Origin of the sequence: Clostridium tunisiense TJ (assembly GCF_000300195.1) — a bacterium.
GTDB lineage: Bacteria > Bacillota > Clostridia > Clostridiales > Clostridiaceae > Clostridium_J > Clostridium_J tunisiense.
Map to the genome: position 1 here is coordinate 17,307 of NZ_AMQH01000005.1, position 13,947 is coordinate 31,253.

Consider the following 13,947-nt stretch of genomic DNA (forward strand, 5'->3'; position numbering starts at 1 on the left):
AATTTATCGTATTCATTATAAATAATATTCATGATTTATAATAATTCATTGTTCAAAATCTCTTAATTAGCTTATAGGAATAATACCAGTTATCAGTGATCACAAAATTTAAGTATAAGCTGTTTTATAGTTAATAGGTTGAACTAATATATAGATAAATGAGACAAGAAAAGTTCCCAAACTCTCTATAAGAGAGCCTGGAAACTTTTAAAAGTTTTGAGCGAAATCCATTGATTTTATAGTTAACTACGTATTAAGTAATCAAAAGCTCCTAAGGCTGCAGTTGCACCTGAGCCCATAGAAATAATTATTTGTTTGTAAGCACTGTCAGTACAGTCACCAGCAGCAAATACTCCAGGTACACTTGTAGCACCATACTTATCTACAATTATTTCTCCAAATCTACTACGCTTGACTTCTTCTCCTAACCAATCTGTGTTTGGCACAAGGCCAATTTGAACAAATACTCCTTGAAGTTCAATATGATGAATTTCGCCATTATCACGGTCGATATAAGAAATACCATTAACTTTATCAGTACCAGTGATTTCTTTTGTTTGAGCATTTTTTATAACAGTTACATTAGGTAAGCTGTAAAGACGTTTTTGAAGTACAGCATCAGCCTTTAATTCGGGCATGAATTCTAGTACTGTTACATGTCTTACAATACCAGCAAGGTCAATGGCAGCTTCTATACCAGAATTACCACCACCAATAACCGCTACATCTTTTCCAGCAAATAATGGACCATCACAGTGAGGACAGTAGGCTACACCTTTAGTCTTAAACTCCTCTTCACCAGGTACACCTACCTTACGCCAACGAGCACCAGTTGAAATTATCACAGTTTTTCCTTTTAGGATAGCACCGCTTTCTAGTTCAACTTCAATATAATCCTTCTTTGTAAGGCGCTTTGCACGTTGTAATTTCATTACATCCACGTTGTATTGGTTAACGTGTTCTTCAAGGCTTGCTACAAGCTTTGGACCTTCTGTATATTTCATACTAATAAAGTTTTCTATTCCTAAAGTATCCATAACCTGACCACCAAAGCGTTCAGCAACTAAACCTGTACGAATACCCTTACGAGCTGAGTAGATAGCAGCACTTGCACCAGCAGGACCACCACCAACAATTAATACATCATAAGGCTCTTTATTAGATAGTTCTGATACATCTTCACCACTGCCTAGTTTTTCTAGAATTTCTTCAATAGTCATACGTCCACTGCTGAAGAATTCTCCGTTTAAGTATACTGATGGCACTGCCAAGATATTTTTGCTTTCAACCTCATTTTTGAAAGTAGCTCCATCAATCATGGTATGAGTAATGTTTGAATTAAGGATACCCATTAAGTTTAGACTTTGCACCACTTCAGGGCAATTGTGACAGCTAAGACTAATGTAAGTTTCAAAGTTATATTTGCCCTTAAGGTTTTTAACTTGATTAATTACTTTATCATCAACCTTTGGAGGTCTTCCACTGGCTTGTAGTAAGGCCAATACTAGGGAGGTGAATTCATGGCCTAAAGGAATACCAGCGAAGGTTATTCCAGTGTCCTCATTAGGATGGTTTATGCTAAAGCTTGGAGTTCTTTCAAGCACTGCTTTTTCTACTGCGATTTTAGCTGACATACTAGCTAGCTCATTAACTAGGGACAACATATCTTTAGATATATCGTCAGAACCTGGGTTTATTTTAATCAGCACATTGTTTTCCATTAATTCAAGGTATTGTGATAATTGAGCTTTTATCTCTGCATCAAGTATCATAGTATTAACTCCTTAAATTTTTCCTACAAGATCTAAATGTGGTTTAAGAGTTGCAGCTCCTTCTTTCCACTTAGCTGGGCAAACTTCACCTGGATTATTTCTAACATATTGTGCTGCTTTAATTTTATTAACTAAAGTACTTGCATCACGGCCAATACCACCTGCGTTAATTTCTACTGCTTGAATAACTCCGTCTGGGTCAATGATAAATGTTCCACGATCAGCAAGACCTGCTTCTTCAATTAGAACATCAAAGTTACGAGATAAAATATGTGATGGGTCTCCAATCATAATATATTGGATTTTCTTTATAGTTTCTGAGCTATCATGCCATGCTTTATGTGTAAAGTGAGTATCAGTTGACACAGAATAAACTTCTACTCCAAGGCTTTTAAAGGTTTCGTAATTATCTTGTAAATCCTCTAATTCTGTTGGGCAAACAAAGGTAAAATCTGCTGGATAAAAGCAAACTACACTCCAGTGTCCTTTAAAATTTTCTTCAGTAACATCTAAAAAGTTACCATTTTGAAAGGCTGATGCTTTAAATTCTTTTACTTGAGTTCCGATTAATGACATAATTAATTCCTCCTAAATTTTAATTTATAGAGAATCAAAATTAAAGCTAACTAATACATGAAAGCTACCTTGATTCCCTTATGGCTTATGAAGATGAATAAAACAAATTTTCATCCTGGAAGCCTACATGAATTGAAATAGTAATTTGTAATGAAAAAAATTGTTTATTTTCCCAGATTATTATGTGTTACTTACTATTCATCAATTCATATAACGATTACTAATTAATAATAATTATTACATGATAAAGATTATATGTCAATAGTGGTTTGGAAAGTTTTATAGAAAGAAGTAATGAAGAGTAGAGAGTTAGTTTGTATACTTATTTAGCTATAGGGAAGATTTAATTAATGTTTTCGAAGGGACGTCACGATAAATAATATATCATTAGATAAATTAGTTAGACTATTAGGTAATTTTGTTGAAAAACTTTAATATTTTTACAAATTATGCTATAATATGGTGTATCATAAAATTAAATGTCGAAATGGCAAACTCGTTGAAAGGCGGGGACGCAAAGCCGTGGGTCTAAGGGATAAATAATCCTATGATTGCCAGGTTGCCGAAGTATTTACTTAATTAAAGTACTTACATAATACCAAGGGAGACGTATAGTTATTTTTATAGGAGTCTTCTTCGGTATTTTTTTGAGCGCTTATTTATAGTCGCCACAAAAATACTATCGGAAATTTTAACGCAAATGGGGTGAAGCGTATTTGGATTGGTATAAAAATTGTATTCTTTAAGGCTTATTAAAAGTTGAACTATTTAGTAAAAGTAAAGAGTAAAATTTGGAGGCGATTTATATGTTTAAAAATGTATACATACAAGGGGTGGGAAGTTACCATCCTAAGAAAATAGTAGATAATCAGTATTATGTGAAACACTTTGAAAAATACAATCTAGAAGAACATGCTATTGGATTAATGGAGAAGGTTGGTAGAGAAAAGAGAACTTTAGCAGAGAAAAATGAGACAAGCATAACAATGGCTGTTGAAGCTTGCAAGACTGCACTTGTTAACGGAAATTTAAACCCAGAAGATATAGATGCAATTATATCAGTGTCAGATACTCCAGAGTATTTAACTCCCTGCTGTGCTTTAATATTAAAGAATAAGTTACAAGCTATAAATGTTACAAATGTATTTGATATTAACAATGATTGCATAGGAATGATTACAGGTATAGATATTGCATCAAGATATTTAAAGACTGATAAGAAGTATAAAAGAATTTTAGTAGTTGGAGCTATGAATATAAGTCCATTTGCAAAAGAAAATGACTTGGTTGTATATGGATGTATTTCAGATGGGGCAGCTGCAGTAATTTTAGAGGTAAGGGAAGAAGCTGAGGAAAGAGGAGTTTTAGGGTCTAGAATGTATACAGATGATACCTACAATGAAACTATTAGATTCCCTGCCTGTGGATTATCAAATATAACAGATATAAACATAAATCCAGATCATAAAAAAATGCAGTGGAATCCCTTTGATTTTGGCTTTTTATCCGAAAAGTGGACAGAGTTAATAACGGGATTGTTAAAGGAAAATGGATATTCCTCAAAGGATGTTGCTCATTATTTTATGTCTCAATTTTCTAAAGCTGATTTAGAATTAACTATTGATATGCTAGGATCGACTCCTGAGCAAGCTACATTTGTTGGAAACAAATATGGCTATACTGGATGTACAAGTCCGATTATGGCTCTGGACGATAAATTGAAAGAGGAGAAATTTAGTAAAGATGATATTACTATTTTTTGCTCAGTAGCTGGTGGGTATACTATGGCTGCTTTATTATACAAATGGTAGTAAGGAATGGATAAGAGGATTTTAGAGGGGTTAAGATTTCTAACATAATAATTTAATAAGGAGTGTAATTATGGAGAATCCCGGAAGTATTATTGTAAATTATCAAAAAAGAACGCTAAAATTTGTATTAATTATATACTCAATAAGTGCTTTATTAGCAGGAGGCTTATTTTCAGTGATGAAGTATTTTGGCTTATATAGCGAAATGAAATGGAGCCATCTTGGTGCACTTATTAGTTTAATTATAATTGAATTAGTAATTTTTAAAACTATGTATAAAAAAACCACAAAAGATGAGGCGCATTGGGAAAAGAATTTAAGTATACTTAAAAAAGTTATATTAGTAATCTCCTATGTCAATTATTTATATATTGCGCTATTAGTTCCTTCAAAGGAGCTATGGATAAGTGTTTTTTATTTCATAATTCTTGGGGCTATATTTTTAGATGTTAAGATGAATATAATGTCTATAATCACAAGCATATTATGTCAGGTAGCAGTATTTTTCTTTAATCCTTTTGTGCTTCCAGATAAACAAGTATTTCTGAGGGAGTTAATTATTAGAATTGTAGATATCAGCCTTGTTTCTTTTGGGATTTTTATTTTCACCTTATTTGCTGCTAGATTACTCAAGGAAGTTGAGGAAAATGAAAAGAGCCTTAATGAAAAAAATAATAGTATATCCATATTATTTGGAAAAATATCAGAATTTGCAGATGTGATGCGTAATTCCAGTGAAACTTTGTCAACTATTATTGAGGAAGAAAATAGTTCTATGCAGGAAATTGCTAGTACAAGCCAATCGATTAGTGCGGATGCTAACGAAATGCTAAATAAGTCCTATAAAAGTAAAGAAATATTAGAAACTTTACTTGACATAAATAAGACCATATCTTCAAAGATAAAAGATACTGAAACTGTATCTGAAGAGTTAATGGAGGTTTCTAATTATAATGAGAAATCTTTAAACGATGTTTTAGGAATTATGGACGGAGCAATGAGAAGTATAAAAACAACTTCTGAAGCAACTAAGATTCTGAAGGAAAAATCAAGGCAGATGGATGAAATTTTAAGTATGATAAGTAGTATTTCTGATCAAACAAACCTTTTAGCGTTAAATGCTAGCATTGAAGCGGCAAGAGCAGGAGAGGCAGGAAGAGGTTTTTCAGTAGTAGCAGAAGAAGTTAGAAAACTTGCTGAGAATAGCAAGAAGTCTTTAAATGATGTAGACATTATTGTTAAGGAATTTAAAGAGAAAACTCTACAGGTGGAAACACTGATGGAAGATAATAATGAAAAAATAGAATTTGGAAATAAGATATTAAGTGAAACTGTATCCAATGTAATAAATATGATAAATAAGCAAAAGTTATCAGGTGAAAATATCAGAGAAGTTAATGAGTTAATGAATAACTTACTAGAGGAAACAGGAAGCGTTGTTGTGTTTAATTCTAATATAGTTGAAACTACAGAAAATACACTAAGTGGATTTGAAGTTGTAGCAGACTCAGTTAGTAAGAGTGCTGAGGCAAGTGAAGAAATTGCTAGCAGTGCTGAAAAATTAAAGCTTACTGCCATTGAAATGAATGAATTGGTAAGGTAAACAATAACACAAGTTTTATAAAAAGCTTATGTGAAAAAACATATTAAATAATGAGCTAGCTCATTTTGTTTAAAAACTTTGGAAGCAGATTTTGATTACCACCAAAGCAATTTCCTTAGTCTGAGCAACTGCAAGGTTGATTTACAGCCACTTATAGAAGATGGCAGACTTGAAACTTACAAAATGTTGTTAAAGATGTATTAGGAATTGTTTTATATAAGTTTTAACATGGCTAAAGCCCTTCTTGGCATAGATTAGAATGCCTAAGAAGGGCTTTAAGATTTTAATAAATATATGGTTTATTTTAGGAAGCAATGATTGTTAAACTGGTTACTTATTTAGTATTTTAACAAGTTTGTAATCCAATATTAATTAGCTTATCAATCGGTTTTATTTATTAAAGTATTAATTGTTAATGATGTTAGTTCTTATAAAACTACTTCATTAAGCAGCTTTCTTAATTTTAATTTCTTTTCCTTCTTTTTTCCATTTTGAAAATTCAGCTGCTGCTGTAAAGAGTGCATCAGTAGATGAATTTAATGCAGTTTCAGCAGAGTCTTGGATAACACCTACTATAAAGCCTACACCAACTACTTGCATTGCTACATCTCCAGGGATTCCGAATAAGCTACATGCTAGAGGAATAAGTAGTAGTGAGCCTCCAGCAACTCCAGATGCACCACATGCACTTACAGCAGATAGTACACTAAGAATTATAGCTGTTCCAAGGTCTACTTGAATACCAAGAGTATGAACTGCTGCAAGGGTTAATATAGAAATTGTAATAGCTGCACCAGCCATATTAATAGTAGCTCCTAGTGGAATTGATACTGAGTAAGTATCTTTATCTAAACCTAAATCTTCACATAAGCCCATGTTTACAGGAATGTTTGCAGCTGAGCTACGTGTAAAGAAAGCTGTAATACCACTTTCTCTTAAGCATTTAAACACAAGCGGATATGGATTTTGACGAATGCATACATACACCATGATAGGATTTACCACAAGAGCTACAAATACCATAGATCCAAGTAGAAGTATAAGTAACTTTCCATAGCTAAGTAGGGATGCAATTCCGCTTGTAACAATAGTATCAATTACAAGTCCCATGATTCCAAGTGGTGCAAAGTTTATAACCCATATAACAATTTGAGATAAGGCATCTGAAATATTATTAACCAATGTTTTTGTTGAATCGGCAGCATTCTTTAAAGCAAATCCTAAAAGTACAGCCCATGAAAGTATACCAATATAGTTAGCATTAAATAGCGCTTTTATTGGATTATCAACTAGATTTAAAAGTAAGGCTTTAAGAACATCTACTACACCGCCAGGAGGAGTAACGTTTTCAACTCCAGCAGCAAGAGTTAAACTTACTGGGAACATAAAGCTTGCTACAACTGCTGTTGCTCCAGCTAAAAAAGTTCCTAAAAGATAAAGTACAATAACGGTTTTCATATTTGTTTGGTGACCAGACTTATGTTGTGAGATAGCACCAGTTACTATGAATAATACTAGAGCAGGGGCAACGGCTTTTAAAGCACCAACAAATAAAGAACCAAAAATAGTAATAGGTTTCGCTACACTTGGAGCAGTTACAGCTAAGATAATACCAATAACCAAACCTACAATAATTCTTTTTACTAGACTCAGTCGATTCCATGCGTTCATTAAGTTTTTCATAAAGTTCCTCCTAATTATTATAATTTTGAAATAATTGCACTTTTACACATATTATGAAACATTAATTACAATTGGGGAGTTTGTCCCAAATAGAGAATATAAATGCATTTATGAAGTATTTGTGAACTTATTCTATCATGAATTTAATAAAAAGTGAAGTAAAATTTAAAATTATCTGAAAGTAATTTATGGTAAATATGAAAAGGATATCATATTCATTAATAAAAAGGCGAAATATGACGATTTATCTCGCGGAAGTCTTTTTTTAAATTAGTGATAAAAATATAACCAAATAAAATATTATTTTGAAACTAAAATGTTAAATTATATTGAACATTTATTAGTGGCTTTAAAAACAAGTGTGGTGGTTTCAAAATAAAACTTTAAAAGTTATGAAATTCATTTTGAGTTTTTGTATATGAACACCTTTCGCTAATTATTTTAGGCTTACAAACTAAATTTTATGCACTAAAAAAAGTATGCCAGTGCATACTTTTTTAGTGCATAATCTTTTATTTTAAGTTTTAAATTTAAATTCCTTTAAACAGGTTTTACAGGTAACAGTAATTTTCCCTTTGCCTCTTGGCAATCTCAGCTTTTGTTTACAATAAGGGCATTTAGTTATTTTAAATTCACGTCTTTGATTTATTTTATATCTAAGATTACTAATAAGGGGAGTAACTGCACTAAAATTTAATGGAGCTATATAATAAGGGATTTTTATACCTATTTTATTGAAAATTTTATTAGCATAAGTATAAAATGTATCATATTCCTTCTGTCGCTTATAAGTATTCTTGGAGAATACTCTATATGCTGAGTATATGAAAAGGAATAAACCTAAAGGGGTAGTTCTCTGCCAAAGACTAAAAAGAAAGCTTAAAAGAAATAAAAATATAGAAAGAAAATCAAAACCATAATATTTTCGATTATAATTCATTTAATCACTCCTAATATTGAAGTTTAATTGAAACAATTATAGCTTAAAACTTTATTATATACAATGGACAGAGCTTGAGCAATAAGAATAACATTCAATACTAATTTAGTTGAAGTTCAAGGTCCAACCATAGAAAAATAAATTTATCATTGAAAAGAATATTTTATAAATAAATCATAAAACTTTAAGGCTTAATAAGTGACTAATGTGTTGAAATAATTAAAATTAGACATAAGGAAATAAAATCTTCATAACTAATGTATAAGTAAGATAAATTTTATAACTAAAGCATAAATATAATAATTAAGATATAAATTTACCTATAATATAATAAAATTATTGACCACTAAATCAGGTAAGAGGTATCATAATAAGTAACAACATATATTAAAACTAAGTTGTAATTATGTAATGTTTTAAGGGGTAAGAGAGCTTGAATAGGGGGACTAATATGGAAGAAGCTATTTTAGAAGAAGGTAAGAAATTTCTTGTTTCTTACTTAAGAGGTAGAACAATAAACTATGAAACTATTCATCCCTGGCGTAATTCTTGGGAATTTGTTGTGTTACATTCACTAAGAGTGGAAGGGTATGTTAAAAAACTTTTAAATATAGAAAGTCATCAATTATCTTATGAGGAAGTTTTACTTACAAGATTAGCTGCCATATTACATGATATAGGTAGAATACATATAAGAGAAAACCATGCTACATTAGGAAGAAATATTGTTGAGCAATGGTTAGGAGAACATAAACACATAGCTAATGAGGTACAGAAGGTAGATAGATTACTATATTTAATTGAAAAACATTCTGATAAAGAAGCAGAAGATGATGATTATTGTTTAAAAATCTTACAAGATGCGGATATTTTAGATGAGATAGGGGCTATGTCTATATTCATGACTTCAAACTGGATTGATAAGAATAATCCCTATTTTTTCAGATTGCTTTCGAATAGAATTGAGGGCTTTGAAGTAAACTTTTGTAATGAAGGATTTAAATTGTTAAAAACAGAATCAGCTAAGAAAATTATGGATGAGAAGAAAAAATTCATAACTGATTTTAGTAACGGATTAAAAGAAGAATTATATGGTACAGAGATTTTCGGACAAGGTACTATAGAGGAATATTTTGGGCATCATTAGAGTATTTTGTTTATAGATATGTTAATTTTGTGAATAATGAACTATAATGTAAATATAATGTAAAACAAATTAAGTCCTTTAAACAAATTAAATATACCATAGAGGGATGATGTGAATGGAGTTTCTAACACCTGGCCAAAGATTAAAAAAAATTAGAAAAGAATTAAACATGACTCAAAATGATTTTACAGATGATACAATGACTAGAAGCTATTTTGGCATGATAGAAGTTGGAAAAAGAAACTTAAATAAGAACACAGCAAAGTTAATTATGGAAAAATTAAGATCAAAAGCAAAAGAACTTAATGTTGAAATAAACATAAATGAAAACGATTTACTAATGTCAAGAGAAGAAGAAGCAGGAATTTACTGTAAGGGCAAAATGGAAAACAACCCAACAGAAGAAGATGTTAATTCTGTTATTGAAATTGGTTCTAAATATGGACTAAAAGAAGAAGAAGCCAATGCTTATAAGGTGCTAGGAGATATAAAATATGAAAGCTATCAGTTTTTAGATGCCTTTATAGCCTATAACAATTCTTTAGAGATTTATAAAGAAATAAAAAACATAGACAAACAATGCTACTTAAATAATAGATTGGGTATGTGTAAACACTGTGAGTTAGACTATGTTGAGGCTCTTTTATATTTTGGAAGGGCCCAACAGTATGCAGCAGAAATCAAAGATATTGATACTGAAGTTAAGTGTATATTCAATATGGCTCTTACGTATAAGAAGTTTGGAAAAGTAGAAAAGGCCCTAGAATATATAGAATTATATATTTTTAAGATAGTAAATCTATATGACTACAAGGAAAAAAACATCCAAGCCAACATTTTAAAAGCCAATTGTTTAAATGAACAAGGACATACTGAAGAGGCAATACAGGTTTTGGTGGAAAGGCTTGATGACTCTACTAATATTAACAAAAAAATTGAAGGCACTATTTATAATAATTTAGGTCGTATGTACCTAGAGAAGAAAGATTTTGATAATAGTCTTAAATACTTTAATATTTCTGAAGCTATAAGAGTAGACCATGATGAAGCAAAATTATCTCACACTATTATTGAAAAGGCTAATTTGTATATAGAAAAACAGTTATACACAGAATCAATGTTGCTATTAAAAGTTGGATGCGATTTAGCTAAAAAATATAATGATAATTACTATCTTATTGAAGGATATTACTTATTAATAGATGTTTATGAAAAGTTAAATAGATGTGAAGAAGCAGAAGAGATATATTATAAAATTATAGATTTGGTAAAGGGAAAATACAATTTTTCAGAATTGCTTAAAGCTTATTTAAAGTTAACAGAACTATATATCAAGGAAAATAAAATGGAAAAAGCAAATTATTTTATTAAATTGTCACAAAATATTACTGGAAGTTAGTGGTGATAATGTATTATAATGATAATATAATTATAATATAATTATATTATCATTATATGGGAGGAGGATAATTTATGAAAAAGATAAAAAGATTATCGGCTATTTTATTAGGGGTTACTGTTATTTGCATGGGGTTGACAGTTACACAACAACTAAAACGTTCAGATGACCCAGATCTACAAGGTAGAAGTGTAATTGTTCATATGGCATAATTAAGTAACAATTATTTTCCAACTAAAGAAGAAGAACGCATATACTGTTGTATATGTGTTTAATATTTTATAAGGTTATAAACATGAAGTTAATTATCTCATAACATTAGAATAGTTAGAGAGCCGATAAAAGGATTTCTTTAATAATAATTCTAATAATTTATGGAACAGCCCATATAGAAATATGTGGGCTGTTTTTTTGTTTTCTTGTTTTATAGGGAACCAGAGTTAAAATTTCATCATGGAACCTGTATCATATGGTTCTATTAAAAGTTTATTTAATCTATAAAACAGTCTTTAACTAACTATTAAGTTTATTCAATGACTAGGAAACTATAAATGGCTTCAAAAATATAAAAAAATCAATAAAAATAGTAGCAACAATATTTTTTAAAAAAAATGTTGCCAAGGGGGTGGTTTATATGTATAATAAATACAAGGAGTTAATAATTTGGAAACAAATCCAGATTATTATTTAGAAAAAGTTAATAATTGTATAATGAGTTTAAAGTAAATTTATTATGCAACTAATCAAGTTACATAAATTTTAACATAAATAATAAATAAGAAAGAAAGGAGGGATTGTAGGAGTTAAGATTAGGCAAATCAAGGATTGGGGAGTTTTATGACATGCCTTTTATTTAACTTTTACAAGATTTGGTGTTTAACTTTCAACTTAAAATGGATTGCTTTAAAGAGTACAAATCCAATTATAATTAAAAAGGGGGAAACTTTTATGAAAAAAGTATTAAGTTTAGTAATGGTAACAGCACTTTCAATGAGTTCAGTTGCTTCTGCTGCATCATTAAACAATGAATCAAATGCACAAGGGTTAAGTCCTAAGAAAATGGAAACAATCGAAAAATTTAGAGAAAAATCAGAAAAGAAAGGGGACAAGTTTGAAGTAAAATGGGATAGCAAAAAGAATATTCCAAACTTTATTACAGGAACTCTTTCTGAAAAAGGTGTAGATGATTCAAAAGATGCTGCAGCATTTATGAGCAAGAATAAAGATATGTTTGAGGTAAGTGTTGGAGAGTTTGTAAATGAATCAGTTGAGGTTGACAGCCTAAACAAGAAACATTACAAAAATAAATTGGTTGTAGATGGCATTCCAGTGTACGGAACAGAAGTTATAGTTCACACAAATGAAGATGGAACTGTATACGCTGTTAATGGTAATGTAGAGAGCAATGTAAGCGATAAGGCTTGGAAGAAAGAATTTAAACTTTCAAGTGAAAATGCTATTAAAAATGTATTAAAAGAATTAAATATTAAGGAAAATGAGATTAAATACTCTGCAGATCCTAAGACTGAGCAATATATATATAATGATAATGGTAATTGGATACCTGTTTATTATGTGACAACTCAATTTATGGCACCTTACTATGGAAATGTAAAAAGTATAGTAAATGCAAACACTGGAGCTGTAGTAAAGACAAGAAATGAAATTAAGAAGGTTGCAAGTACTGGTACTGGAACAGGTCTTTTAGCAACAAGAAATTTAAACCTTGACTTAGTAAGTGGAAGATACTATATGAGAGACTTAACTAAGGGAGCAAGAATTGAAACTTATGATGCTAATAGAACAGCAAGATTCCCGGGAACAATAGTTAGTGATGTGGATAATGTTTTTAACGCATCAACTCAGTTAGATGCAGTTGATGTACATGCTAACATGGCTGTAACCTATGATTTCTTCAGAAACAATTTAAATAGAAATAGCTATGATAACCAAGGAGCAGCTATTATAGCAACAGTAAACGGTAGAGATCCACAATATCCAAATGAACCAATGGATAATGCATTCTGGAATGGAACACAAATGGTATTTGGGGATTGTAGTGGTACAACCTTTGCTCATATTGGATCTTCTCTTGATGTTGTAGGACATGAATTTACTCATGCCGTTACAGAAAGAACTGCTGGATTAGAATATGAAAACCAATCAGGTGCGTTAAATGAATCTTTCTCAGATGTTTTTGGATATTTAATTGAAGGACAAACTAGTGACTGGTTAATGGGTGAGGATTGCTATACACCAAATACACCAGGAGATGCTCTAAGAAGTTTATCTAACCCTACTTTATATAATCAACCAGCTCATATGAATCAGTACAGAACACTTCCTAATACATCAAGTGGAGACTGGGGTGGAGTTCATATAAATAGTGGAATTCCTAATAAAGCATTCTATCTTGCAGCAACATCAATTAATGATAATAATAAAATGGCACAAATATATTATAGAGCATTAACTTCATATTTAACTCAGTATTCTCAATTTACTGATGCTAAAAACGCTTTAGTACAAGCTGCTAGGGATTTATATCCAACAGATACTACTATAGCAACTAAAGTTGCTGATGCTTTCGCTAGCGTAGGTATCGGTTCAACTACACCATCAGGCGACACTTACGAGCCAAATAATACAATGAGTGCAGCAACAGCTTTAACAAGTGGAACAGCTTATAGCTCATATATTTATTCGTCAACAGATGTAGATTACTATTATTTAAATAGTACAGCTGGAAGAACTATAACTATAAATTTAACAAATCTTCCAAAGGATTATGAGTTATATTTAGTAAATTCAGCAGGAACAGTAGTTGCTAAATCAGAAAACGGAAGCACAACTAGTGAAAGTATATCTTATAGAGTTCCTACAACAGGAAAATACTATGTAAAGATTGTAGGATATAATGGAGCTTATAGCACCACTACACCTTATAGCTTAAAGGCTACATTCTAGTATAAGTAGCTAACTATAGGGAACTAAAGTTGAGACAAGCTTATACAGG

Annotated in this window: 9 protein-coding genes and 1 riboswitch; of the genes, 6 read left to right on the plus strand and 3 right to left on the minus strand. The window is 30.8% G+C overall.

Translation table 11 applies throughout. From position 1 onward, the window contains the following. Positions 1–242: 242 nt before the first annotated feature. Together ahpF and ahpC are read right to left on the minus strand one after the other, a co-directional pair. Positions 243–1,772 (minus strand): alkyl hydroperoxide reductase subunit F, encoded by a 1,530-nt coding sequence (gene ahpF / locus C661_RS0103880; protein WP_017413987.1) that lies wholly within the window; start codon positions 1,770–1,772, stop codon positions 243–245. Positions 1,773–1,784: 12 nt separating this feature from the next. Next, on the minus strand, positions 1,785–2,348 hold the full coding sequence (gene ahpC, locus C661_RS0103885; RefSeq protein ID WP_017413988.1) for an alkyl hydroperoxide reductase subunit C: 564 nt from the start codon (positions 2,346–2,348) through the stop codon (positions 1,785–1,787). Positions 2,349–2,827: 479 nt separating this feature from the next. Further along, a riboswitch (cyclic di-GMP riboswitch) is annotated at positions 2,828–2,915 on the plus strand. Positions 2,916–3,154: 239 nt separating this feature from the next. Here ahpC and C661_RS0103890 point away from each other — a divergent pair. Both C661_RS0103890 and C661_RS0103895 read left to right on the plus strand, forming a co-directional pair. Next, positions 3,155–4,159 (plus strand): ketoacyl-ACP synthase III, encoded by a 1,005-nt coding sequence (locus C661_RS0103890; RefSeq protein WP_017413989.1) that lies wholly within the window; start codon positions 3,155–3,157, stop codon positions 4,157–4,159. A gap of 70 nt (positions 4,160–4,229) precedes the next feature. Next, on the plus strand, positions 4,230–5,762 hold the full coding sequence (locus C661_RS0103895; protein WP_017413990.1) for a methyl-accepting chemotaxis protein: 1,533 nt from the start codon (positions 4,230–4,232) through the stop codon (positions 5,760–5,762). A 444-nt stretch (positions 5,763–6,206) separates the two neighbouring features. Here the strand turns inward: C661_RS0103895 and sstT are convergent, their stop codons facing one another. Then, complete coding sequence (gene sstT / locus C661_RS0103900) at positions 6,207–7,445, minus strand: serine/threonine transporter SstT (RefSeq protein ID WP_017413991.1); 1,239 nt, start codon at positions 7,443–7,445, stop codon at positions 6,207–6,209. A gap of 1,391 nt (positions 7,446–8,836) precedes the next feature. On the opposite strand from sstT, the gene C661_RS0103910 reads away from it, so the two are divergent. The 4 genes from C661_RS0103910 (at position 8,837) to C661_RS21260 (ending at position 13,898) form a co-directional block, all read left to right on the plus strand. Further along, the gene (locus C661_RS0103910; protein ID WP_017413993.1) at positions 8,837–9,532 is read left to right on the plus strand and encodes an HD domain-containing protein; all 696 of its coding nucleotides are present in this window, start codon (positions 8,837–8,839) and stop codon (positions 9,530–9,532) included. Between the two features lie 115 nt (positions 9,533–9,647). Further along, complete coding sequence (locus tag C661_RS0103915) at positions 9,648–10,931, plus strand: helix-turn-helix domain-containing protein (RefSeq protein WP_017413994.1); 1,284 nt, start codon at positions 9,648–9,650, stop codon at positions 10,929–10,931. Between the two features lie 74 nt (positions 10,932–11,005). Next, positions 11,006–11,143 carry a hypothetical protein gene (locus C661_RS23570; protein WP_017413995.1) on the plus strand — a complete coding sequence of 46 codons (138 nt, stop codon included), beginning with the start codon at positions 11,006–11,008 and terminating at the stop codon, positions 11,141–11,143. Positions 11,144–11,879: 736 nt separating this feature from the next. Then, complete coding sequence (locus C661_RS21260; protein WP_017413996.1) at positions 11,880–13,898, plus strand: M4 family metallopeptidase; 2,019 nt, start codon at positions 11,880–11,882, stop codon at positions 13,896–13,898. Positions 13,899–13,947 lie beyond the last annotated feature (49 nt).